Below are 25129 nucleotides of genomic sequence, written 5' to 3'. Positions count from 1 at the left end.
GCTAGTTGGATTTTTTAATTTCTTCAAGAACATCTTCGAAGGTATCCTCTAAAGAAGAATTCCATTCCAGGTCAAACAGGTTTTCAATAACATATTTGACCTTGTTTTTTTTATTCACTTCTTCAGATAACTGACTAAAAAGTGCTTTCACTTCCTCTGTATCTCTAATTTTATCAGGGTTTTCCAGATAGTACAGAATTAAAAATAGGAGCCCCTTTGAAATTTCTTTTGGGGATTGTCCTTTATTTGACTTTTTATACGGTTCAATTAGAGGCAGTAAGCGGCTTTTAAATTTAGCGATTGAATTAAGGCTAATATCAGCCAGTTTATGTTCCACAAAGGGATTTTTGAATCTCGAGAAAATCTCCTGCTTGTAATTTTTGAGTTCAGTTTCATCCATTCCAAGAAATGGGATGATCTCTAGATCCACTAAGGAATTTAAAACTTCCTCATTTTTTGGATCGGCCATAAACTCACCCACAGAAATATAACCCAAAACCAGACCTTTTGCGGCCATATAGGTATGGCAGCCATTTAGGATTCTGATTTTTCTAAGGGCATAAGGACTGATGTCTTTTTTTAAAATTACTTCAGCTTTACTTTCTAAAAACGGCAATAGGATTTTATCCGATTCTTTTCCTTCAATGGCCCAAAAGGAATAGGGTTCAGTTTGCACCAAAAGGGAGTCAGTTTTCTTTTCTTCCAATTCTAAATGAGAAGGATATCCCGGTACAATTCGATCAACGAGGTTGTTGAAGAAAAAAACTTTTTGGTTCAGCCAACTTTCAAAACCTTCTCCCAAACTCCAATTTCGGGAATGCTCTAGGACAAAGCTTTTCAAAAGATCACCGTTTTTGGTGATCAATTCACAAGGAAGAATTACTGTTTCTAAGGAGGGGTTTTGGGTAAATCTTCTGTAAAGCCATTGGGTCAATCTTCCCGCAAAGGATTCCGCAAATTTTTCAAAAGGTCCTTCTTTTTTCATGACCATTCCGGCTTCAGTTACATTGGATATGATCCATTTTACCGAAGAAACTTCAGCAAAGGCTAAAAATTTTTCCTGCTCTTCAGGAAGTTTTAATCCGTCTTTAAGGCGAGTTATTTTCCTGATTTGCTGAACATTTTGACCATTTTTTATACCAGCTTCTAAGACGTGATATTGATAATTTTGTGCCTGAAGTTTCTCAAGTGTATTCCCTGATGTTGACTGTATGATACAGATATTCAGTTGATTATTTGATTCATTTAAATCCTGGACCATAGGTTCAAAAAATGCTCTTAGGAAATTTCCTGTGCCGAATTGAAGAATATGGATTGCATCGTTGTGAGTCATAAAATTTTTCTACAGCTTAGTTCAAATTATAATCAACAAATTATGGAAGCGTATATTTTGGTAGAAGTCGATATCTATGATAATGAAGTTTATGAAGAATATAAAAAGCTGACACCCGACAGCCTACTTCCTTATGGAGGAGAGTTCGTAATTCGAGGTCTTCCGGTGCAGGCTTTGGAAGGGGAGTGGAAGCATGATCGAATGGTGTTATTAAAATTTCCGAGTAGAGAGAAAGCCCTTGAATGGTATAATTCCAAGAATTACCAAGAGGCTAAGAAAATTCGAGAAAAGGCCTCATCCGCCAACTTTTTTATTGTTGGATAGGTTTTTTGGCATTTTTATTGGTATGAAATGCAATAATCAGACTATTTGTGAAAACACTACCTGATTCAACCAAGAAATACTTTATAGATTTTGTAAAAAACGTGTCAAAAAAATCCAATCATCTTTAAATGTTAATCCAATGAAAAAGAGTTACTTAAAATGGTCAATACTAGGCTTGTCTATGGTATTGATCCTAAATTCATGTGTGCAGGAGGAAACAAGTCCGGTTGCAGTTGAGGAAAAAGCAGTAGTTGAATCCATCAATGAACTTGTAGCAGGATCTGAGAATTTCAGAAAGGCTCCTAATGGGGTTGTTTATCAGGAGAAATTTTCAAATCAAAGCATTGCTGGATCCAATGGAATTCCTCCCTATGCATTTCCTGGATTTGGAATGGGTAATGCTACTTACCTTGGTAAAAGCTATTCCTTCTTTAATCAATATGCTACCGGTGAACCGGATGAAAATGGAGTAGTCTATACAATAGCGGCTCCTGTTACTGAGTTTTTTGCCCCTCAATTAACTGCATTGGGACTAGATGTGGCAGGAATAAATTCAAACCCAAAGCTCGTAAGTACCTTGACTACTGACGGAAAAGGGAATACTATTTATTTTAATAATATTTTGAATAAGGCTCAGTTTGATTTGGAGGGGAATATTTCCTTTGAGGCACAAATCGAGATTGTCGGTGGGACAGGAATCTTCGTAGATGCCACGGGAACTGGAACTGTTTTTGGAAATGTTAGTGGCGCAAATGGCCAGGGAACGACGCTTGTAAAAGCTCAAATCCAGTTTAACAAATAACAACTCAATCACCCTTTACAAGTAAAAGCGGCTCTGAAATCCAGAGCCGCTTTTTTGTTTTATAAGGATACCCCTCTTTTCCAGGGGATAAAATCGTAATTCTTTTTTTCCTCTGCCTTTGTTAGAACCTCTCCGCTAGCCACTTGGATAATAAGTTCCAGCAATCTGTCTCCAGCTTCCTCCAAGGTTTCTTCACCTGTAATTATGGTACCCGCATTGAAATCTATCAAATCAGGCATCTTTTGGACAAGTTTTGAATTGCTTGATACCTTAATTACCGGACAAATTGGATTTCCTGTTGGAGTACCCAATCCAGTAGTGAAAAGAATGATATTTGCTCCGCTACCTGCCAAACCTGTTGTGCTTTCCACGTCATTTCCGGGGGTACATAGCAAATTCAAACCTGGGGTTTTGATGTATTCGGTATAATCCAAAACATCTGAAATGGGAGCAGAACCTCCTTTTTTAGCCGCTCCACAGGATTTAATAGCATCTGTTAGGAGTCCATCCTTAATGTTCCCAGGACTTGGGTTCATATCAAAACCGCTCCCCACACGTTTTGCAGCGTCATTGTAGGTTTCCATCAAATGGATGAATTTATCTGCCAATTCAGGAGTTTTACACCGACTGATTAGGTTTTCTTCAGCTCCGCAAAGTTCGGGAAACTCTGAAAGTATGGCTGTTCCGTCTAAAGCCACCAATAAATCAGAAACCCTTCCTAAAGTCGGATTAGCGGAGATTCCTGAAAATCCATCCGATCCGCCGCATTCCAGACCAATTACCAATTTGCTAAGAGGTGCAGGCTCTCTTTGAATTTTATTGGCTTCCACCAACTGATCAAAGGTCTCTTTAACAGCTTTTTCTAACAAAACTTCTGTAGTGCCTTCATTTTGTTGGTCACAGATTACTAGAGGCTTGTCGCAGCCTAAACCTTTCAATTTTTCCTGAAGGATTCTGACCTCCGCATTTTGGCAGCCTAAGCTCATAACTGTTGCTCCAGTCACGTTGGGATGATGAATGTATCCCGCTAAAAGTGCGCAGAGAGATTCTGCATCTTGTCTGGTTCCTCCGCAACCCATGGAGTGGGTTAAGAAGCGGATTCCATCCAGATTTGGGAAGATTTTGGAGCGAAAAGTCTGACTTTTTTGCGAAACCGTTTCCGTAAATTTTTCACCTTTCCAACCCGAAATTAATTCCTTAAGCTGGTCTTCGAAGGGGTTTGATTTGGAGAATCCCAGGGCTTTTTCAAAGGCCTCCTCCAGCAGTTTTATATTGGTGTTTTCACAAAAAACCATTGGGAAAACCAGCCAAATATTTGATGTACCTACTTGGTTATCAGTTCTTTTGTATCCTAAAAAAGTCCGATCTCTCCACTTGCTTACATCAGGGGGAGACCATTGGTATTTCCCAGTTTGAACCTGATAAGATTTCGTTTTATGTCGGATATTTTTCAGGGTAATTGCATGTCCGCAAGGAATTTCCTCGGTCGCTTCTCCCACGATAGTTCCATACATGAAAATGTCCTCCCCGAGCTTTAAATCTGTGATCGCAAATTTGTGTTTTGCAGGTACAAACTCCTGAATATGAATCGTTTTCCTATTGATCTCAACTAAATCTGAAGCATGAAGATCGGCCAAAGCCACTCCGACATTGTCTAAAGAATCCAAAAGCAGGACGGTGTTGTTCATTTGTATTATTGCTTAACTTGGTCAAATTAGAGAAAAATATTCTTCTATGAAGAAAGTAATAACCTTAGGTGAAGTCATGCTTAGACTTTCACCTCCCGGAAACCAGCGTTTTTTCCAAACTGATTCCTTTCAGGTCGAATTTGGTGGCTCTGAAGCAAACGTGGGAGCAGCTTTGGCTTATTGGGGTTTGGATGTGGCCCATGTCACTGCATTTCCAGATCATGAGATCGGTTGGGCTGCAAAGAGTCATTTGAGAAAAAATGGAATTGACACCAGCTTCGTGGAGTATGCTCCTGGTAGAATGGGAGTTTACTTTTTGGAAAATGGAGCTATGCAGAGAAGTAGCCAGATCATTTATGATCGAGCTGGTTCTGCTTTTGCAAACTTGAGTCCTTCTGCGCTTAACTGGGATGAAATACTTGAAGGAGTAGCTTGGGTTCATTGGTCTGGCATTACACCAGCTTTATCCCAAAACTGCGCTGATTTGACACTCCAGGGTTTAGAAAAGGCCTTTGAAAAGGGAATAAAAATCAGTGGGGACCTTAATTACCGAAGCAATCTTTGGCAATATGGGAAAGCTCCTCATGACATTATGCCCAAATTGATGGAGTTAACCCAAGTGATGATCGCAGGAACCCGCGATTTCAATCAATGCTTGAATGAAAACCATAAAAATTTCACTGAAGCCAAGAAGGATGCTTTTGATCGCTTTAAAAATTTGGAATATATAGTCAAGACTGATCGGGAATCTCATAGCTCTTCACATAATACTATGAGTGGGACTCTGTTTGGGAGCAAGAAATCACATTCCTCTAAATCCTATGAATTGACTCACATTGTGGATCGGGTAGGGACCGGAGATGCTTTTGCTGGCGGGCTTATCTATGGATTACTTCATTTTAAGCCTAAAGAAGCTATCGAATTCGCTATGGCAGCTGGTGCACTCAAGCATAGTGTTCCAGGTGATATTTTGATTTGTTCAGTCCAAGAAGTTATAGACCTCGCTAACGGAGAATCAGTTGGTAAAATAAAACGGTAATGAGAAATCCAACGCCATTTATCCAGCGCATGCATGCAGGTGGCATGATGCCAATCTTTTTCCATCCAGATGAGCAAGTTTGTTTGGACTTACTATTTGCTGCTTATGAGGGAGGAGTTCGGGTGATTGAAATGGTAAATCGTGGAAAAGAGGCCAAATCGATTTTTCCTAAAATCCGTGAGGCTGCTGACAGAATGCCCGGGCTTTACTTGGGCGTCGGTACAATCTACCATCCTTTCGAAGCTGAAGAGTTTATTGATATGGGGGCTGAATTTGTCGTGGCACCCGTGATGAATCCAAAACTTGGTGAATATTGTGCTAAGGTGGATGTTCCTTGGATCCCGGGATGCGGAACCGTTTCCGAGATTTTTTTTGCGCAAGAACTTGGTTCCCAATTAGTAAAAATCTATCCTGCAAACATTTTAACACCAGAATTTGTACCAGCCGTTCATGCCGTTTTGCCTAAAATCGAAATCATTCCAACAGGAGGTGTAGAGCCAACTGCCGAAAGCCTTACCAAGTGGTTTAAAGCAGGAGTCCTTTGTGTAGGTATGGGTTCTCAACTTTTCCGAAAGGATTTGATTGCAAAAGGAGCCTTTGGAGAAATTCAGGATATGGTTAAGAATGCAATGAATATTATCGAATCCATTCGAGAATCAAAACCCTAATGACCAGAATAAAATCTTTAGTAGTTGCCCTTTTCCTAATATCCTTCTTTATAGGGTGCAAGAGTGATTCCAGGGTGAAAATCATCAAAATGGGTCATGCACAAGTCGTGTCTCATCCTGTTCACAACGCAATGGTTTTTCTTGCCAAAAGATTGGAGGAAAAGTCAGGTGGAAAGATCAAGGTAAAAGTTTATCCAAATCAACAATTGGGTACGGAAAGGGAGCTGTTGGAATTGCTACAAATCGGAAGTTTGGGCATGACCAAGGTTTCTGCAGCATCCTTAGAGGCATTTTCCCCTGAAATCAGTGTCTTTGGCATTCCCTTTCTATTTCGGGACGATGAGCATATCCAACAGATTCTTTATGGGGAAATAGGAAGAGAACTTCTTTTAAGCTGTGAAAAGTTTTGGCTGAGAGGTTTGTGTTTTTATGATGCTGGAAAAAGAAGCTTTTATACCAAGGACAAGCCAGTAGAAAAGCCTGAAGATTTGATTGGATTAAAAGTTCGAGTTCAAGAATCGAAAATGGCTATCAATATGATTCGTGCCATGGGTGGTTCGCCCACTCCTGTAGCCTATGGAGAATTATATACCGCACTTCAGCAGGGGATAGTAGATGCTGCTGAAAATAATCCACCGAGTTTTTACAACTCCCGCCACTATGAAGTCTGCAAGTACTATTCAATCGATGAGCATACGGCTGTTCCGGATGTAGTATTGGTGAGTACCAAAGTCTGGGAGGAATTAAATGAGCAAGAGCAGCAGTGGCTACAGGAAGCTGCTGATGAGTCGGCGGTTTATCAGGCAAAACTTTGGAAGGAATCTGTGGATGAATCCATGAGAGAGGTTCAAAAAGCCGGAGTTCAAATCAGCTATCCTTCAAAAGAGCCATTTGCTGAAGGAGTCAAGGCTTTGTATGAAACCATTAAAGCAGAAAGTCCAGAATTGAGAATATTAATCGACCGGATCCAAAATACCCGAGAATGAAATTAAAATTGATTTTAGACCAATTTATCCAATGGTTGATCGCTGTGTTGATGGGCCTGATGGTAATAAATGTGACCTGGCAGGTATTTTCTAGATACGTGCTAGGTGACCCGAGTTCATTCACAGATGAATTGTCAAGATACATGATGGTTTGGTTGGGATTAGCCGGAGCGGCCTATGTGTCAGGAAAGAATGGTCATTTGGCCATTGATATTTTACCTGAAAAACTAAAGGGAAATCAATTGTTGTATTTGCAGCTTTTCATTCATGGAATGGTGGTGTTTTTTGGTGCAGTGATCATGATTTGGGGAGGTGGAAATTTGGTTTACATCACTCAGATTCTCCAGCAAAAATCAGCTACTCTGCAAATCCCCTTAAGCTGGATTTATGGGATTGTACCCATTTCTGGAGTTTTGGTAGTCTACTACCATCTTTTTCACATTGTTCAACTACTAAAAAACAAAGAGTAAGATGGAGTGGATCAGTATCGCAATTTTGGTTTTAAGCTTTGTAACGCTCCTGATTTTGGGAGTTCCAGTGGCTTGGAGTTTGGGACTTTCCAGTTTCTTTACCCTAATTATCACCGTGGCTGCTTTACCAGCTTCCACTACCATTGCCCAAAGGATGGCCACTGGCTTGGATAGTTTTGCCTTATTGGCAATTCCTTTTTTTGTGCTGGCTGGAGAAATCATGAACAGGGGTGGAATAGCCAATCGATTGATAGATTTTGCCAAAGGTCTCACAGGACGTCTCCCGGGTGGTCTTTTGTATGTAAATATTATTGCCTCCATGTTATTTGGGGCAATTGCGGGCTCGGCTGCTGCTGCTGCCTCAGCATTGGGGAGTATTTTGGGAAAAAGAATGGATGACGAAGGATACCCGAAGACTCTTGGCGCTGCTGTGAATATCACTTCCTCCACAACAGGATTAATCATTCCTCCTTCTAATGTCTTGATCATTTACTCCCTTGCAAGTGGAGGAGTATCTATAGCTGCATTGTTTGTTGCGGGGTATTTACCCGGTCTTTTACTTGGACTTTCTTTAATGGCCTGTGCGGCGATTTTTATCAAAAAGAATAACTTACCGAATGGAGAAACAGTGACCTTGGCTCAATTGGGAAGGTCTTTTTGGAGAGCTGTTCCAAGTTTGTTCCTATTGATTGTAGTGATTGGAGGAATTGTAATCGGTGTTTTTACCGCAACTGAAGCCTCAGCAATTGCAGTGGTTTATACCTTGGTTTTATCTTTTGCCTATCGGGAATTAAAGCTAAAAGAGCTTCCGGGGATTTTGGTAAGAGCATCTGAAACTACAGCTGTTGTTTTGCTACTTATCGGTACTTCTATGAGCATGTCATGGGTGATGTCTGCAGAAGATATTCCTCAAATGATCAGTGATTTTATGCTCAATGTGAGTGATAATAAATGGGTGATTCTGATATTGATTAATCTGATTCTATTGGGTGTGGGGATCTTTATGGACATCACTCCAGCTGTCTTGATTTTCACTCCAATCTTCTTACCTGTGGTGACCAAGGTAGGTGTGGACCCAGTTCATTTTGGAATCATGATGGTGGTTAACCTTTGTATTGGACTTTGTACTCCTCCTGTCGGCTCTCTTTTGTTCGTTGGGGTATCAATCGCTAAAATATCCCTTACTCAGGTTATTCGACCGCTATTGCCATTCTTTTTGGCGATGATTTTGGCCTTGGCGTTGATTATGATATTCCCTGAAATTACCTTGATTTTACCGAGGATATTTGATCTCCTTTAAAACAAAAAGCCCTCGGGAGAGGGCTTTTTTGTTAGCAGTCTTTTAAAAGACTAATAATTTAAGCAGTATTTTATTTGATATTGAAAGGAGCAGTTAACTTTACTAACTATTTATTTATAATTCGATTTCAATAGAGGTGTCCAAGCTACAAAGATCCAAACAAGCGATAATTGTCTTCCAGAAAAACTTTACACTTGGTAAAGTGAAAACTCGGTTAGCTGACACAATGGGTTCTGAAAAAGCTTTTGAAATTTACCAGGAGCTAGTAGATCTTACGTATCAATCTATTTATTCCCTTGATGCCCAGGTGTTTTTATTCTTTTCCGATTATGTCCCTGAGGATTTTACTCAGTCCGATTGGATATTGAAAGTTCAATCAGGAAAGGACCTAGGAGAACGGATGGAGAATGCCCTTAACTCGGTTTTCGATTTGGGATTTCCTAAAGCCTTGATTATAGGAACCGATTGCCCTTATTTAAATTCGACAATTTACCTGGAAGCCTTTGAGAAATTAAACTCTTTTGACTTGGTAATCGGGCCAGCTGAGGACGGGGGATATTACCTTTTGGGATTGAAAAAAAATGTTCCAAACATATTTAGAAATATGGAATGGAGTACCCCTAAGGTTTTTATTGAAACTGTTTCAAGAGCTAATTCAGAAGGATTGAGTTATCAATTTTTGCCTCGTCTTTCGGATATAGACACCGAGGAGGATTGGAATCAATTTTTGAAATCTAAACCGAATAATCCTTCAAAGATGAATTAGGCTAATTTAAGTTCTGAGACTTAAAAATCCTCTCAGCCAAGTTCACCAACCTATTAGCATAGCCGGATTCGTTATCGTACCATCCCACCACTTTGACCAAGTTGCCTTTTGCTGAGGTTAGGGCTTCATCAATAATGCAGGAATGAGGGTTTCCGATGATGTCCATGGATACAATTGGATCAGACTCCACCAGAAGATATCCTTTCAGTTCTCCGCTTTCAGCTTCTTTAAACGCCTTATTAATTTCTTCCGCGGAAACCTCAGTTTTCAACTCTACAATAAGATCTGTCAAGGACCCGTCAGGAACAGGAACTCGCATGGCAGAGGCTTCTATTTTTCCAGAAGTTTCAGGTAGGACTCTATCCAGGGCTTTACCAGCATTGGTAGTCGTTGGAATTATGGAATAAGCAGCTGCTCTTGCACGCCTTAAATCCCGGTGAGGCGCATCATGAAGATTTTGGTCATTGGTATAGGAATGAACGGTGGAAGCATATCCCTTGATCACTCCAAAATTTTGATCCAATACTTTGACCATAGGAGCGAGGCAGTTTGTGGTACAGGAGGCGTTGGAAATGATGGTTTCATTTCCAGTGAGAATATGGTCATTTACCCCAAGAACCACCATTGGAATGCTATCATCTGCTGCTGGAGCAGAGATGATTACTTTTTTTGTACCGGCAAGTACATGTTTTTCTGCTCCAGCTCTATCTGTAAATCTCCCCGTACATTCGATAACCAAATCAATTTTCAATTCCTTCCATGGGAGCTGCTCAGGATTTCCGAGTTGAAAAAGCCGGACAGATTGCTCATTTATGTTTAGAAATGGAAGATCCAGATGGATTGACTTTTCAAACTTTCCATGAATTGAATCATACTTGAGTAGGTGTGCTATTGATTCCGGATTGGCTAAATCGTTGATTGCAACCAATTCCATATTAGGATGATCAAGAATAAGTTTGGCAGTGTATCTTCCGATTCTACCAAAACCATTAATAGCAACTCTTACTTTTTTTGATAGGGTATTCATGGGTATTATTTTCAAAGACGAAATTAGCTAAAAGTCTTAAAGCTAAATCAATTGATTTTTTAGGGCTTTGGTTCAGTGGATTACCGAAATTCCAAAGAAATTTTTGCGGCTATTTTGGCTTTATAAATCTGACCGCCTATATTTGCACAACCTTTTGAAAAAGCACGTTTTTCGGGGTCTTTAATGGTCCGTTCGTCTAGGGGTTAGGACGTATCCCTTTCACGGATAAAACACGGGTTCGATTCCCGTACGGACTACAACAAGCTGAAAATCAATTTGATCTTAGGCTAATTTGAAATTTTTACCCCATGGTCCGTTCGTCTAGGGGTTAGGACGTATCCCTTTCACGGATAAAACACGGGTTCGATTCCCGTACGGACTACTAAGACATCAAAGCTCAATCACCGAGTAGTCTTAAACTTATTTTTGTTTTATGGTTGTTAGTGGTTAAAGTGAACAAAAACCCGATCCTTGATCGGGTTTTTTGTTTTTAAAACCATTTATACCAGCGGCAACTATCTCTTTTGCAATTTTTTTATTTTGCCAAATTAATTGCCGTCAGTTATGCCCAAGACCTATTCTAATTCCAAGCTTTTTGCTCCTTTAGCTTTCTCACTTCTTTTAATTGCCTGTAAAAAGGAAGAACCATTCGATCTCAGAATTCACACACTCACCAAAGAAGAGATTGCTCCCTTAGTGGAAGTAGCCAAAAATTCAATCAATCCAACCCTTGCTGAGGGTTTGAAATTGGAAATTTGGGCAGTGGATTCCTTGGTAAAAGATCCAATTGCCCTTCAGGTAAATGATGAAGGAGATATCCTTTATTCCAGATCTCCTAGAAGAAATAACTCAGAATTCGATATCCGAGGCCACCAATCCTGGGAAATCAGATCTATAGCCATTCAGACTATAGATGACAAAAGAGCCTTCCTTCGAGATGAGCTTTCTCCGGAAAGAAGCTCAGAAAATACATGGCTTAAGGACCTCAATGGAGATGGTTCCCATGATTGGAGAGATATGACCATCGAAAAAAATGAGGTTTACAAACTTCGTGATACCGATGGTGATGGTTTGGCTGATTGGTCACAATTGATGGTTCAGGACTTCAATGACGAGGTTGTGGATGTGGCTGGAGGAATCATGGAGACTGAAGATGCGCTCTATGTGGCTGCAGGTCCAGATATGTGGAAGCTCATAGACAAAAACGGGGATGGGATTATGGACGAGAAGCAATCCCTTTCCTATGGCTATGGAGTACACATTGGGTTTGGTGGACATGGAATGTCCGGAGTGGAAATGGGCCCTGACGGAAGAATTTATTGGGGAATCGGGGATATAGGTTTTAATGGAAAAGGTCCTGATGGGACAGAATGGAAATATCCAAATAGAGGAGTAATTGCCCGTGCAAATCCTGATGGAAGTGATTTTGAAATTTTTGCTATGGGTGTAAGAAATACCCATGAATTCGTTTTTGACCAATACAACAACCTGATATCTGCTGATAATGATGGCGACCATGCAGGAGAAAAAGAAAGATTGGTTTACCTCACCAATGGTTCAGATACAGGTTGGAGAATCAATTGGCAGTTTGGAAAATACAGAGATCCTGAAAATAACACCTACAAAGTATGGATGGATGAGAAGCTTTTCTTGCCAAGATTTGAAGGGCAAGCAGCTTATATTACTCCTTGTATTCAGAATTATGTAAGTGGCCCAACTGGGATGGTTTTTAATCCAGGTGCCGGTTTGGGAGAAAGATGGAAAGATCACTTTTTCGTTGTTGAGTTTGTGGGTAGCCCAGCTAGTTCCGGTCTTCACGCTTTCCAGCTTCAGCCAAAAGGAGCGAGTTTTGAATTGACAAAAACTGAAAAAATTGTTGGAGGATTTTTGGCAACAGGAATTGATTTTGGTCCGGATGGAGCTTTGTATATGGCCGATTGGATCAATGGTTGGGATGATAAGTTTTATGGTCGAGTATGGAAACTTACCGATGAAACAGCCAAAGGATGGACTTTGCAACAGCAAACTGCGGCAGAAATCAAGGCTGACTATAAGAAGCATTCCGAAAAGGAACTTCAATCCAAACTTTCCTTTGAAGACATGAGAATTCGAAGGAAAGCTCAATTTGAGTTGGCGAAAAGAGGAAAGAAAGGCTTTGAAACCTTCAAGGCTGTAATTCAAGATAAGTCCAATCAACTCGCAAGAATTCACGCCATTGTTGGAATTAGCCAGATGGCCAGATTGGAAAATATGGATTACGCAGATGCTTTGGTTCCGTTATTGAATGATTCAGATCCGGAGATCAAAGCCCAGGCAGCAAAATGGCTTGGAGATATTCGCTATTCCAAAGCAGGAGATCCTTTGATCAAAGGGTTGGTAGATGAAAATGCCCGTGTACGTTTCTTTAGTGCAGAAGCCTTGGGAAGAAGTAAAGAGGCAAAAGCTGTTCAACCCCTGATTTCCCTTTTGGAAGCGAATAACGATGTGGATGCCTATATCCGTCATGCGGCCTCTTTGGCTTTATCAAGAATTGGACAGGTAGAACCTATCGCTTCACTTTATAATCATCCTTCAAAGGCTGTCAGAATGGGAGCTGTTTTGGCCTTAAGAAGACTGGAATCCCCTGAATTAGCCAAATTCTTGAATGATTCAGATGAATATATTGTAACTGAAGCGGCAAGAGCCATTCATGATGATTTTTCTGTTCCGGCTGCTTTGCCGGCTTTGGGATCGATTTTGAGTACTACCCCTTTCCAAAATGAGCCTTTGATTCGAAGAGCTATTAGTGCAAACCAGCGGGTTGGAAATGCTGAAAACCTTAACCAAATCCTAGCTTATTTAGGAAAGCCAAATGCACCTGAAGTGTTGAGAAGAGAAGCACTGGCGGCTATTGGGACCTGGGCTAAGCCTTCTTTAGTAGACCGGGTAGATGGTCGATACAGAGGTCCCGTGACCCGTGATCCGGCTTTGATTCGTGACCAGGTAAAACCAGTTTTGGTTTCACAAATCAATGCCAAAGAGGAAAACCTTCGCTTAGAATCGGCCAAGGCTCTCGGTAAGCTTGAAATAAAAGATGCTGAAGGATTGCTTTTGACCAAACTTAAGTCCGATCCTTCTGATCAGGTAAAGATCCAGGCGCTAAACTCCTTGGTTGCCTTGAATGCCAGTAATTTGGGAGAAGCCATTTCCTTGGCAATGAAAGATCAATCCCAAGCTGTTCGGGTTGCAGGTCTAGGACATTTAGCTCAAACTTCTCTGCCAAATGATCAAAAAGTTGCCTTGTTGACAGATATCATCCAAAACAGAACCAACCCTGAAAAGCAAACTGCTTTATTGACCTTGGGAGGTTTGGAAGGAAGTCAGAGCTTACCTGTTTGGAATACATTGCTTGCTGATTTTGATCAGGGCAAACTTCCGGAAGTCACTTGGATAGAACTTGAGGAAGCAATAACCGCGACAGGATCTGCTGAATTGAAGACAAAATTTGAAGCTGCATTGGACAAAAAAGCAGGAGATGAACCTTGGAAGAAATTTGCTGGAGCATTGGCTGAAGGGAATTTTAGAGCTGGCAGAACTACCTTCTTTGAAAATCAAACTGCCCAATGTATTCGCTGCCATGCTTACGACGATATGGGTGGTAATGCAGGTCCTCCTTTGGATGGTATAGGGAATAAGCTTTCACGGGAGGAATTGCTTATTGCCTTGGTAGAACCTAGTAAGCGTCTGGCTCCTGGCTATGGTTTCATCACGATTGAACTGAATTCGGGTGATAAAATCAACGGTACCTTGATGGATGAATCCAACACTGAATTCAAAGTAAAGATTGGAGCTGAAGAAAAATCCATTTTGAAATCCGAGGTCAAATCCTCTCAAATGGCCGCATCCAGCATGCCTCCTATGGGAACTCTCCTAAGCAAAAGAGATATCCGAAATTTGGTTACTTATTTGAGTAGTCTGAGAAGATCAGAATGAAAAAGTGGCTGATTGTCTCTTTAGGAATTATTGGGTTTATCCTGTTGCTATCGCCTTGGATTCTGATCCTTTTTGCAAAAGGGCAATTGCATGACGCTGGAATCCCTCAAAGGAACAATCTGATTGAAGATGAGCCGAAGCAACGAGTTTTGGCTCTTTTTCCCCATCCTGATGATGAGGTGACCGTAGCGGGAACATTAATGAAACTTAAAGATCAGGGTCATGAAATTTATCTGGTTTGCCTGACCAGAGGGGAAAAAGGAAAATCTGCCGGAATAGAAGATGAAGTGGAACTAGCTAGACTTCGTACGGAAGAAATGAAAAACTCTGCTGCTGAAATAGGAGTAGATCAGCTTCTGCTAAAAGACTATCCAGATGGAGGATTAACTGCAATAGGCTTGGACTCCCTGAAAGAAATAGCGAAGGAAATCATTCTGGAGATTCAGCCCGATCTATTGATTTCCTATGATTCTAAAGTCGGACTATATGGACATCCAGATCATCGGCTTTCTGGATTGGCTGTTGAAGAGGTTTTTAAGGAAAACTTGACTAGTCCCGATTTTTCTCCCAAGAGACTATTTCAAGTTACGCTTTGTAGCAATCAAATTGATGTGGCTCTAAAACTTTCCTCGGGATTTCAGAAAAACTACCCGGATGACCTTTCCCAAGGATTGCCCTATCCTGATTTTTCAGTGAATACTCAGCCTTATTTTCGCAGCCTGCTCAAGGTTATGGCTGCCCATGAAACCCAGCAGGCGGTCTTGAAAGATCTGATGCCCTACCATAAGGAGGTTCCAATCTGGATTTATTCCCGAATTTTTGATCGGGAGTATTTCCATGAGGTGAAGTAGATTTGGTTTTTTTCACGATTCAAAAAAGGGTACTTTCGCCCCATGCAAAATTTACCTCCTTGCCCAATTTGTAAATCAGCATACGCTTATGAAATGGGTGATCTTTTAGTATGTCCTGAATGTGGGCATGAGTGGAGTCCTGAAGCTGAGCAAGAAGAAGTTTCTTCCGAGTTGGTGGTCAAAGACTCCAATGGAAATATCCTTCAGGATGGAGACTCTGTGGTTATCATCAAAGATCTTCCAGTAAAAGGAGCTCCTAAACCCATAAAATCTGGTACCAAAGTGAAGAATATCCGGCTTGTCGAAGGAGATCATAATATCGACTGCAAGATAGATGGATTCGGTTCAATGGCTTTGAAATCGGAATTTGTCAGAAAGGCCTAAACTTCCAGCTTTAGAACACTCTAATTAAACCACATTGGGACATAGGGATTTCCTTAATCCAATTTCAGATTTAGGGGATTGCTTCTGGGGAATCAGCATTTCAATTAAGTAAGACTTGAAAATCGCCCCTCGCAATGACGTAACATCGGACACTCCCGCATCCCACTAGTTGAAAAGATTGCTTCGGGGCATCAGCATTTCGATTCAGTAAAGCTTGAAAATCGCCCCTCGCAATGACGAGACATCGGACATCCCACATCGGTCATCCCACATCGGTCATCGGACATCCTACTTCAATACTTCCCGACCTCCTTACTTCCCAACTTTCTATACAGGATAATTTTCTTTCACGAAAGCCTCGGCATTGTTGTAGCAAAAATCGTCTACCCATTTTTCTACATCTTCACGGGATTTAAACCGAGATAAGTGCGTGTTTTTGGGATCTTTTCGATCTCTTTCTATTTCAAAAACCAAATTGTTGGCCATTAGCTCATATTCCAATGCGGTAGGATAGGGGTTAACCGGATCAATCAAGCCTTCAAAATCTGTCCCGATTGTGATGCATTTCCACACATTTTCTTTATCAGATTCGGAAAGTTTGGGGTTTGAATAGGCACTCTTGATTATTCCCTCGATATTTTCCCAAATCAACTGAATTCCATTTCTTTTCTGGGTTTGGTTTTTGTCGTCTTCCAAGTCTGCTTTAGTGATTCCCAGAATTCTTTGATCAAATGAAATCCCAAACAGGCCTCTGGTTTTGACTATCATTTCCACATCCTCATCGCACATATTGATATTCCAGGCATTGAATTTATTGCTTGGATCAGTATAGTCATCCTTTTCTAGCTTCTCGTTTTTGATGTGGTCTTCCAAAGTTTTGACTCCAGAATACCCACAATGGGATGCGATGATGGGGATTCGATCTCCTTTTTTCAAGAGATAATTGACCATTTCGTAAAAGTATTGCCTTGATCTGGCTGCCATATGCTTGACATCGATCAATATTCTGTACCCAAGTTTTGGATCAATTTTTAAGTTGCTATCCAAGCCAAGTGTCTCTCGAATGATTCGTTTTCCATTTCTTCTAAATCCCTCATTCATGTGCTTTTTCTGGCTCATCAGGATTTTTCCCATACCGGGAATAGAATGGGCATGACCACAAAGGTGATTGTCAAAATGGTGTGAAAATGTGATGAAGAAAACCGGAACCTCCCACATGTTTTTGATGAATTGAATGCGGTCCGAGATGTCCTGAACTGATTTGCATTTATCCGTCCCAAGGGAATGAGCTCCCTCAATGGTTAGAATCATGGTGATCTCCGTATCATCTGCCAGGGACTTGTTTAGCTCCTCTTTATTGGCTGGAATTCGGTAGCAGGCATCTTCTGCGACATAAGATTTCGGATCTGCTTTTGCCCGCTTTTCGGCAGCTTTTTTATCTCCAAAAAGTGCCTGAGGAACATGTATTTCATTCTTTTTAATCCGTTTACCGGAATCAATCAACACAAAATCCTTTTCCCGATTTAGGGATTCCCAGTAATCGTAAGTATCCGATTGAAAATAATCCACCACCTTATCCGGGATTCGCATGTAAGCCGTTTGCAACAAATCCCTGCGGATTCCCTTGTCTCCCAAGATTCCTCTGGCTACAAAATTATACCACTTGTCTTCCTTGATTTTGGGATCCATTCCCAAAACAAACTGCCTTTCAAGAGGATAAAGGGAATTGAAAGTAAGACGAAGGTTGGAATTCCAGCATTTGACCAAATCAATCTGGCTGTAGCTTGCCCCCATCTTTCCTTTGTCTTTGTTTTTGGAATTGGAAGCAATCACAGTCCAGGGGCTGAACTCTCCTTTTTTGGTAAATTTTTTCTCCTTTTCCTGTATGTGGAAATGAGCGCGCATGTGATTGTGGCAGTGGAGATCAGAAAATTTTCTTTTCATGGGATTAAAAAGGCTAGATGAAATAATTGAGTTTCAGAAAAACCTGAGGAAAATGGAATTTAAAAGACTCTAGGAATCCGAAAACTGAGAATAAGTTGATTATAAATCACCTGAAAATCAAGGGTGTTTGGTTTTAAAAATTCAAGTTGAGAATGGAGTTAAACCATTAAAATGGTTTTCATACGTGGTGGTGAAATAATATAGCCCCGGGTTTACCCGCGATAACTATCGGGGCCGGGGCTATTTATTGTTTAAAAAAGAGTCTATGTGCTTTTCCTAAAAATCTATTTTACATTTGAGACTACTTTGATTTAAATGAGCTACGAAGGCCTATTTAAAAATCCTGACAAGAAACTTTTGGCCTTGAGGGTACTGAGGAAGGCTAATAGCATCCTTAGAATTACCTCTACCGTTTTGATTTTCTTTTTTTGGATCCTTGACCTGGGATTTCCTGAAAGAACCATTAGAGAGCTGGAATCCTTGGTTTATGGAATTGGCCTCTTGATTCTGGGACAGAATTACTTCTATCGAATATTATTCATCTACAAGGAATCCAGCAAGACTCGACTTGGCTTTGAAATATTGCTTACAGCCTTACTCCATTTCTTCGCCTTGGTTCAGTTTGGATGGATAAATACCACTTCCTGGCCTCCGGGTTTGGAGACCAATCTGACCAATGTGCTGATCTTTTTGCTGTTTTTTATTGATCTGAGTAGGATTATTGTCGAGATCAATAAATTTTCTATCCATCCAGCACTGATTTTTATCCTTAGTTTTCTTATGGTCATCTTAGTGGGGACTATTCTGCTCAAACTCCCCAATTCGACCACCGACGGGATTTCATGGGTGGATGCATTGTTTACCTCTACTTCAGCAGTCTGTGTGACCGGATTGATTGTGGTGGATACAGCCACTGCCTTTACCGGCTTGGGAAAGACTATCATTCTTTTTCTGTTTCAAATTGGCGGCCTGGGCATGATGACCTTCACCAGCTTTTTTGGGTTCTTTTTCAAAGGAGGAAATTCCCTTCAAAGCCAATTGTTTCTAAAGGATTACATCAACGAAGACAATATCGGTCAGGTAGGATCTACCTTGATCAAAATCATTGTTTTTACCCTAGGACTGGAAGCTATTGCAGGGGTCATTATTTATTTCTCCATCAATAAAAATCTCTTTGATTCGGCATCAGAACAGGTATTCTTTTCTGTTTTCCATGCTGTCTCTGCTTTTTGTAATGCAGGTTTTTCCACCCTTAGCAATGGTCTTTACGAAGAAGGATTTCGAACCGAATACCATACCCATTTGGTTTTGGCTTTTGCAATCATTTTGGGAGGTATTGGCTTTCCGGTGATTGTGGCTTATTTCCAATTTGTCAAAGGATTTTTCAATCGCTGGTTTCATGTGATTACAGAGAAGGAGTCCTTTTTTCACCATGCTCCCAGAATGGTCAACATCAATACCAAGCTGATCTCCTACACCACCTTGATATTGTTGTTGGTCGGGTTTGTAGGTTACTGGTTTTTTGAGGCCAATCACTCTTTGAAAGGCTTGAATGGGTATGGCAAAGTGGTCACTGCCTTTTTTGGTTCGGTAACTCCTCGGACAGCAGGTTTCAATACCGTGGATATGCGTTCCTTGGCGATGCCCACCGTCTTGATTTACCTGATATTGATGTGGATAGGTGCGTCCCCCGGTTCAACGGGCGGTGGCTTAAAGACCAGTACCTTCGCAGTGGCAGTATTGAGCGCCTTCAGTGTGGCCAAAGGAAAAGATAGGGTAGAGGTCTTTCGCCGCCAAATCGACTACCAAACGGTCCATAAAGCCAATGCAGTAATTTTCTTATCCTTTATTGTCATAGGATCAGGGGTTTTCATGGTTCTTTTCTTCAATCCAGAATTGGCGGTTTTGGATGTGGCCTTTGAGATATTTTCGGCCTTTTCCACGGTAGGATTGAGCTTGGGGATTACTGCCCAATTAAGCACAGGCTCCAAATTGGTGGTCTCGCTGATCATGTTTTTGGGAAGGGTGGGCACCTTGACTGTTTTAGTCGCTTTTATCAAAAAAGCCCGAACCTTGCGGTACAAATATCCCAAGGAGGGCGTCTTTATTACCTAAATGTAGCAGCATATGAAATACATCATTGTAGGAATGGGAAACTTCGGGGGCTTTTTGGCCAGCCGACTTACCGAACTCGGACACGAAGTGATCGGAGTGGATTCCAGTGAAGTCAAAATAGATCAGGTCAAAGACAAAATCACTCATGCCATCATCATGGATGCCACGGATACCGAGACGGTCAAGACTTTGCCCTACAAGGACACGGATGCTGTAATCATCGCCATCGGTGAAAATGTGGGAGCCTCGATCATGGTCACAGCTATTTTCAAACAGCTCAATGTAAAGCGCCTGATCAGCCGCTCGATCAATGATGTCCACGAAACAGTCATCAAGGCCATTGGGGTATCAGAAATAGTTCACCCAGAGGAAGACTCAGCAGAGCGAATGGCGAAGAGGCTTCAGATGCGAAATGTATTGGATTCTTTGGATCTCTCGGACGATTACAATGTCATTGAAGTGAAATGTCCTTCCAGATATATAGGGATGACCCTGATAGAAACCAATCTGAGAAAGGAATACCAAGTCTCGGTAATTACGATCATCCGGGAATTGGAGCGAACCAACATGTTTGGAAATAAATCCACGATTCGAAAAGTCGCCGGGGTAGTAACTGGAGAAACCCGCATCCAGGAAGGGGATATCCTAGTTCTCTTTGGCTTGGCCAAGGATATAGAAACTATCTTGGCAATGTGATTTTTATGAATATAGCCCATGGATTACCCACGATAACTATCGGGGCATGGGCTATAGAAGGTTTTGGGTTTAGATATAAGGCTTACCAAGCAATTCCGTAATCATCCCCATAGTCGCTGGAACCACCCCAGAAGGTGCCGTGCTTCCAGTCAAACCAGATCGCATTGATTGGTCCTGAGGTTTTGTTCCAAAGGTCAATGGTGTATCCTCTTTTTGCTAGGTCTTTTCTTACCCAGTCTGGGGTGTCTTCTCTGAGGGTGATTGCTCCTGGTCTGATTTCATGATCTCCAAAGCTGCTTTGCATTTGGTAGGAATTGAAGTTTGCTGCTTCTGTTGCTTCCTGTACATCCATTCCAAATTCCACCACATTGAGGAAGAGTTGCAGCAGGTTTTGATCCTGAGAATCCCCCCCCTTGTACCGCAAAAGACAGATAAGGTTTTCCATCCTTCATGGCTAAACTTGGAGTAAGCGTAACTCTAGGTCTTTTTCCTGGTTCAGGAAGGTTATAAGGGTTTAGGTTAGGATCCAGGACAAAGCTTTGCATACGCTGCGATAGTCCCACACCACTGTTACCGGCAACTACTGCAGGAATCCAACCCCCACTTGGAGTCACCGATACCACCCAACCTTCTGCATCGGCTGTTTCTACGGAAGTGGTTCCGCTTTGGAAAGCTGAAAGAAAATTCTCATCCACTGTGGAATTGAAATCAGCTGAATTAAGGGAAGCTAAGGCTTCTTTGTTTTTGTTTAGTATATCCAGGTAGGGATTGGTTTCACCCTGAAATGGGTAGGGGTCACCTGCTGTGATTTTAGGATCATTGACATCCCGGATTAGTTTAGCTCTTTCTTTGGCATATTCCTTAGAAAGCAGACCTTTCATCGGAGATTTTACAAAAGCCGGATCACCGTAATAGAAATCACGATCTGCAAAAGCCAAACTCATGGCTTGGTATACAGTATGGATGTAATTGGAAGAATTATATCCCATAGACTTCAGATCGAAGTTTTCCAAAATATTCAAAGACTGCAATAAAGCAGGGCCTTGAGTCCATTCCTGAAGTTTATAGACATCGATGCCCTTGTAGTTCACATGCAAAGGCTCTTCGATTTTTACTTTCCAGTTCGCTAGATCAGTTTCGGTGAAAAGCCCACCTTGCTCTCTGGTTCCTCTAACGATTTCTTTGGCGATATCTCCCTTGTAAAAGCGATCATAAGCTGCCTGAATGGCTTCTTTTCTGGATTTTCCGGCTTTTAAGGCATTGCGTTCCGCTTCAACCAATTTGGAAAGGGTTTGATATAGGTCTTCCTGAACAAATATTTCCCCCGGAGATGGAGCCTCTCTTTCTTCTCCCAAATGGGTTAAGAAAATCTTTTTAGAATAAGGCCATTCCTTGATTCTTGCCTTTTGGGCTTCAATAGCATTGGCAGTTTGTGCTTCAATTGGATACCCCTTTGCCAGTTCCATCGCAGGCTTAAGTACCTGCTCCAAACTCATGGTGCCATATTCTGAAAGCATGGTCATGATCCCACCTGGAGTTCCTGGAGTAGTTGCGGCCAGAGGGCCATATTGAGGAGGGTAATCCATCCCTTGGCTTTTGTAAAATTCCACGGTAGCACCTGTAGGAGCATAGCCCATGGCATTGATGGCGATTACCTTCTTGGTTTTTGGATTGTAAATAAGGGCTTGAGTTTCTCCTCCCCAAGAAAGCACATCCCACATGGTTGATGTTGCAGCTATCATGGCGCAGGCGGCATCCACGGCATTTCCTCCTTGTTGGAAAATTGCTGCACCTGCTGTAGCGGCTAAAGGTTTACCAGTGATAGCTACCCAATTCTTTCCATGAAGAATCGGTTTGTTGTTCGGGGTGCTTCCTGCTCCCAGTCCGGGCAATCCCTGACCTTTCACATTCCATGAAAGCAGCACCAAGGCGATAAAGTAAAGTTTTCTCATTTGGGTGATGGTTTTTCTTTTTGTACAAAGTATCAAGTATCTAGTCCAAAATACCATTTCGAAAGTACCAAGTACTAATCTCTGAAATCAAGTATTTTTTGAGCAGCGGCTGAATCAGATTAAAATCTCTCTCCACTTTAAACTCTTCACTTTAAACTTTTCCCTTTAAACTCTTTTAATCTGTTTCATCCAGAAGCTGTGACATAATCGGCACAAAGCCTGGGAAAAGAGAATTGTAGTAGGTGAAAAGGGTGAAAACCGAGCTTTTTTCCTTGAAATTAATGGAGTTCTCTTCTGCGAATTTTTCCATTTCAGCAGCCTTATCACCAAATATTTCAAATATTTCTTTTCGCTTTTTAGGAACTGGATAGAGGTCTTTTCCTTTCAGGTAGTAGTAGACATTCCGTTTGATAATTTCATCGTTTCGGTTGCCCACCATTAAGGCCACATTGTAATTGGATTCTTTGAAAACAGCCAGTGTTCTCCTCATTAAGGGAAGTTCACCTTCGACAATCACCTCAAAAAAGCCCGAAATAGGCGCACCCTCTTCTCTAAAGTCCATACCGTTGACGAAGTATCTGGGTACTTTATAGGAACTGTCCATCCAAACGATGTTTTGTACCCTAAATCCCTGCATGGTAGAGACTAGGTTGTTTTCAGGTTCCATCAATTCAAACTGGTTAGAATTGATATTATATCTCGCCCGAAAACCTTCCAAAACTTGCTGATCACGATAAAGTAGGATAGAGGCCAGATTCCACTTGGTATCCAGGTAAAAATTACCTACTACCTCCTTTGGGGCAGGTGGAATTCCATAAAACATATTGCCTCCCACGAAATTGGGACGCTCAACCAATAAACGGCTGACATTAGCCGATCTGATGGTTTTTTGGAGTGCGGCTCCAGTTCCTTCACTTCCGAATTTCACCATTGGAATCACTCCTAAATCCAAGTCCTGATCCAAGCGGATGATCTTTTCATAAATATTATATCCGGGATAGCTGATGGCTAAGGTGTACTTTTCAGCCAAAACATTTTCTATACTAAATGAGCCTCCTGAATTTGTATTGGTACCGTATTGGGTATTTCTTAGCACTACTGTTACACCCCCTAGCGTTTCTTCAGTTTGGGAATCCACGACTCTTCCTCGGATTTGAAAATTCTGACCCTGCCCAAAAAGAGGCACTAAAATCAGGATACTCCAGATTAAAAATTTAAAGGATGTAGATAGTTGCATAGTGATTAGTTGGTATTCGATAGGTAATATACTTCAAAAGGACAATTCATGCTAAATCAATCTCCAGAAGGGGCAGATTGTTTTGCAGGTTAGCATTAGCGGATTTTAGGGCTTATATTTGAGAGTATTGGTTTTTGAAACCAAGCTCTTTTTACCCGTTAAATCACCTATACTTTGGATTTTAGAACATTCCAATTCGAGGAAAATCTTCAGGATGGTCTCGATGCCATGGGCTTTGAACAGCCTACCCCCATACAGGAAAAAGCCATTCCAGTTATTATGGAAGGAAAAGACCTGATCGCCTGTGCCCAAACTGGAACAGGAAAGACTGCCGCTTTTATTCTTCCCATTCTCAATAAAATTTCCAAAACAGGTTCTGAAAAGCTTAATACCTTGATTTTGGCTCCAACCCGTGAACTCGCAATTCAGATTGACCAGCAAATTCAAGGTTTTGCTTATTTCTTGGGAATCAGTTCCATTCCAATCTACGGAGGTGGAGATGGAGTAGTTTGGGAGCAACAAAAAAGAGCACTGGAAACCGGAGCTGAAATTGTGGTTGCTACACCGGGAAGATTGATTGCACTGCTTGCAGGTGGAAAAATGGATCTTTCCTCTCTTGAACACCTTATCTTAGATGAGGCAGACCGGATGATGGATATGGGGTTTTCTGATGATATTTTAAAAATCGTCAATTACTTGCCTCAAAAAAGGCAAACCGTACTTTTCTCGGCTACCATGCCTTCGAGAATTCGGCAATTCAGCATGAAAATCCTGAATAAACCGGAGGAGATTTCCATTGCCATCGGAAAGACTGCGGAAGGGGTGACTCAATCCATGTATTCCGTCTATGATCCCCAAAAGGAGGATTTGGTACGACATATTCTTTCCCAGAAACCCTACGAGGCAGTTATCATTTTTGCCTCGACTAAGGAAAAAGTGAAGGCTTTATACAAGGTTTTGAGAAAAGATTTTGATGTGGAAGCTTTTCACTCTGACTTGGAGCAAGTGGAAAGAGAAAAGATCATGTCCAACTTCAAAAACAAAATGGTCAAGATCTTAGTGGGTACAGATATTATTTCCAGAGGAATTGACGTGGTGGGAATTGAGTTGGTAATCAATTTTGATACCCCAAGTGATCCTGAGGATTATGTGCACCGAGTAGGAAGAACTGCACGTGCGGATAAGGAAGGAGAGGCCATCACTTTTGTCAATCCTAAAGATCAGCACAAGTTTGTGCGGATTGAGAAGTTGATTGGAATGAATGTCACTCAGATTCCTTTGCCAGAAGGCCTGGGAGATGGACCTGTGTATTCAGGAGAAAAAGCAAAATCAGATTCTTCAAGTTCTGGGCCAAAGTTCAAGGATAAGAGCAAAAAGAAAAAGAAGAAGCCATTTAAACCCAGGGAGAATGAACCTGCCGGAGAGGAAAGAAAACAGGAGCCCAGAGAAAATAAGCCTATAGAAAACAAACCCGCTCAATCTCCTCCAAGCAATTCTGGTGAGGCCAAGCCTAGTAAATTTGGTCAAAGAAAAAATGTGATTGATTCCTGATTTTCAGGACTTTTATTCTGGATT

At 41.4% G+C, this 25129-nt stretch carries 19 protein-coding genes, 2 tRNA genes and 1 pseudogene; 16 read left to right on the top strand and 6 right to left on the bottom strand.

Features of this window, described 5'->3' with window-relative positions; translation table 11 throughout:
* Nucleotide 1 precedes the first annotated feature (1 nt).
* Complete coding sequence (locus DFQ04_RS05145) at nucleotides 2–1333, bottom strand: tagaturonate reductase (protein ID WP_133553337.1); 1332 nt, start codon at nucleotides 1331–1333, stop codon at nucleotides 2–4.
* A gap of 42 nt (nucleotides 1334–1375) precedes the next feature.
* Between DFQ04_RS05145 and DFQ04_RS05140 the strand changes: the two genes are divergently transcribed.
* A complete protein-coding gene (locus DFQ04_RS05140) occupies nucleotides 1376–1657 on the top strand; it encodes a DUF1330 domain-containing protein (protein ID WP_133553335.1) in 282 nt (93 codons plus the stop codon).
* Between the two features lie 139 nt (nucleotides 1658–1796).
* A complete protein-coding gene (locus DFQ04_RS05135; RefSeq protein WP_133553333.1) occupies nucleotides 1797–2459 on the top strand; it encodes a hypothetical protein in 663 nt (220 codons plus the stop codon).
* Nucleotides 2460–2518: 59 nt separating this feature from the next.
* Here DFQ04_RS05135 and DFQ04_RS05130 read toward each other — a convergent pair whose 3' ends face one another.
* The gene (locus DFQ04_RS05130; RefSeq protein WP_133553331.1) at nucleotides 2519–4147 is read right to left on the bottom strand and encodes a UxaA family hydrolase; all 1629 of its coding nucleotides are present in this window, start codon (nucleotides 4145–4147) and stop codon (nucleotides 2519–2521) included.
* 46 nt (nucleotides 4148–4193) lie between these two features.
* On the opposite strand from DFQ04_RS05130, the gene DFQ04_RS05125 reads away from it, so the two are divergent.
* From DFQ04_RS05125 to DFQ04_RS05100, 6 genes are all read left to right on the top strand, one after another.
* A complete protein-coding gene (locus DFQ04_RS05125) occupies nucleotides 4194–5186 on the top strand; it encodes a sugar kinase (RefSeq protein ID WP_133553329.1) in 993 nt (330 codons plus the stop codon).
* Complete coding sequence (locus DFQ04_RS05120) at nucleotides 5186–5854, top strand: beta/alpha barrel domain-containing protein (protein WP_133553327.1); 669 nt, start codon at nucleotides 5186–5188, stop codon at nucleotides 5852–5854. Before DFQ04_RS05125 ends, DFQ04_RS05120 begins: the two co-directional genes overlap by 1 nt.
* Entirely contained in the window at nucleotides 5854–6840 is a 987-nt protein-coding gene (locus DFQ04_RS05115; protein WP_133553325.1) for a TRAP transporter substrate-binding protein, read from the top strand. The genes DFQ04_RS05120 and DFQ04_RS05115 overlap by 1 nt, the downstream gene beginning before the upstream one ends.
* Complete coding sequence (locus DFQ04_RS05110) at nucleotides 6837–7310, top strand: TRAP transporter small permease (protein ID WP_133553323.1); 474 nt, start codon at nucleotides 6837–6839, stop codon at nucleotides 7308–7310. Before DFQ04_RS05115 ends, DFQ04_RS05110 begins: the two co-directional genes overlap by 4 nt.
* A 1-nt stretch (nucleotide 7311) precedes the next feature.
* Entirely contained in the window at nucleotides 7312–8610 is a 1299-nt protein-coding gene (locus DFQ04_RS05105) for a TRAP transporter large permease (RefSeq protein WP_133553321.1), read from the top strand.
* Between the two features lie 136 nt (nucleotides 8611–8746).
* Entirely contained in the window at nucleotides 8747–9376 is a 630-nt protein-coding gene (locus tag DFQ04_RS05100) for a TIGR04282 family arsenosugar biosynthesis glycosyltransferase (RefSeq protein WP_262709427.1), read from the top strand.
* A gap of 1 nt (nucleotide 9377) precedes the next feature.
* On the opposite strand, the gene gap is transcribed toward DFQ04_RS05100, so the two are convergent.
* Nucleotides 9378–10403 (bottom strand): type I glyceraldehyde-3-phosphate dehydrogenase, encoded by a 1026-nt coding sequence (gap, locus tag DFQ04_RS05095; RefSeq protein WP_133553317.1) that lies wholly within the window; start codon nucleotides 10401–10403, stop codon nucleotides 9378–9380.
* A 185-nt stretch (nucleotides 10404–10588) separates the two neighbouring features.
* Here gap and DFQ04_RS05090 point away from each other — a divergent pair.
* The 5 genes from DFQ04_RS05090 to DFQ04_RS05070 all read left to right on the top strand — a co-directional run bounded on the left by DFQ04_RS05090 (nucleotide 10589) and on the right by DFQ04_RS05070 (nucleotide 15610).
* Nucleotides 10589–10660, top strand: a tRNA-Glu gene (locus DFQ04_RS05090).
* 53 nt (nucleotides 10661–10713) lie between these two features.
* Nucleotides 10714–10785, top strand: a tRNA-Glu gene (locus DFQ04_RS05085).
* A gap of 182 nt (nucleotides 10786–10967) precedes the next feature.
* Nucleotides 10968–14375 carry a HEAT repeat domain-containing protein gene (locus DFQ04_RS05080; protein ID WP_133553315.1) on the top strand — a complete coding sequence of 1136 codons (3408 nt, stop codon included), beginning with the start codon at nucleotides 10968–10970 and terminating at the stop codon, nucleotides 14373–14375.
* Nucleotides 14372–15226: a PIG-L deacetylase family protein gene (locus DFQ04_RS05075; RefSeq protein ID WP_133553313.1), complete on the top strand. Its 855-nt coding sequence runs from the start codon at nucleotides 14372–14374 to the stop codon at nucleotides 15224–15226. Before DFQ04_RS05080 ends, DFQ04_RS05075 begins: the two co-directional genes overlap by 4 nt.
* 42 nt (nucleotides 15227–15268) lie before the next feature.
* Complete coding sequence (locus DFQ04_RS05070; RefSeq protein WP_133553311.1) at nucleotides 15269–15610, top strand: zinc ribbon domain-containing protein YjdM; 342 nt, start codon at nucleotides 15269–15271, stop codon at nucleotides 15608–15610.
* Between the two features lie 327 nt (nucleotides 15611–15937).
* Here DFQ04_RS05070 and DFQ04_RS05065 read toward each other — a convergent pair whose 3' ends face one another.
* Nucleotides 15938–17554, bottom strand: coding sequence for an amidohydrolase family protein (locus tag DFQ04_RS05065; protein WP_133553309.1), 1617 nt, complete (start codon nucleotides 17552–17554; stop codon nucleotides 15938–15940).
* Nucleotides 17555–17869: 315 nt separating this feature from the next.
* On the opposite strand from DFQ04_RS05065, the gene DFQ04_RS05060 reads away from it, so the two are divergent.
* Together DFQ04_RS05060 and DFQ04_RS05055 are read left to right on the top strand one after the other, a co-directional pair.
* On the top strand, nucleotides 17870–19669 hold the full coding sequence (locus DFQ04_RS05060) for a TrkH family potassium uptake protein (protein WP_133553307.1): 1800 nt from the start codon (nucleotides 17870–17872) through the stop codon (nucleotides 19667–19669).
* A gap of 12 nt (nucleotides 19670–19681) precedes the next feature.
* Nucleotides 19682–20365 (top strand): potassium channel family protein, encoded by a 684-nt coding sequence (locus tag DFQ04_RS05055; protein WP_133553305.1) that lies wholly within the window; start codon nucleotides 19682–19684, stop codon nucleotides 20363–20365.
* An 82-nt stretch (nucleotides 20366–20447) separates the two neighbouring features.
* Here DFQ04_RS05055 and DFQ04_RS05050 read toward each other — a convergent pair.
* Together DFQ04_RS05050 and DFQ04_RS05045 are read right to left on the bottom strand one after the other, a co-directional pair.
* Nucleotides 20448–22317: pseudogene (locus tag DFQ04_RS05050) on the bottom strand (gamma-glutamyltransferase family protein).
* A gap of 175 nt (nucleotides 22318–22492) precedes the next feature.
* Complete coding sequence (locus DFQ04_RS05045) at nucleotides 22493–23554, bottom strand: carboxypeptidase-like regulatory domain-containing protein (protein ID WP_133553303.1); 1062 nt, start codon at nucleotides 23552–23554, stop codon at nucleotides 22493–22495.
* Nucleotides 23555–23782: 228 nt separating this feature from the next.
* On the opposite strand from DFQ04_RS05045, the gene DFQ04_RS05040 reads away from it, so the two are divergent.
* Nucleotides 23783–25105 carry a DEAD/DEAH box helicase gene (locus tag DFQ04_RS05040; protein WP_166637281.1) on the top strand — a complete coding sequence of 441 codons (1323 nt, stop codon included), beginning with the start codon at nucleotides 23783–23785 and terminating at the stop codon, nucleotides 25103–25105.
* Nucleotides 25106–25129: the final 24 nt, after the last annotated feature.

Origin of the sequence: Algoriphagus boseongensis, assembly GCF_004362805.1 — a bacterium.
Taxonomy (GTDB): Bacteria; Bacteroidota; Bacteroidia; order Cytophagales; family Cyclobacteriaceae; genus Algoriphagus; species Algoriphagus boseongensis.
Note: the sequence above shows the minus strand (reverse complement) of the source record. Positions and strands in the feature narration are given on the sequence as shown.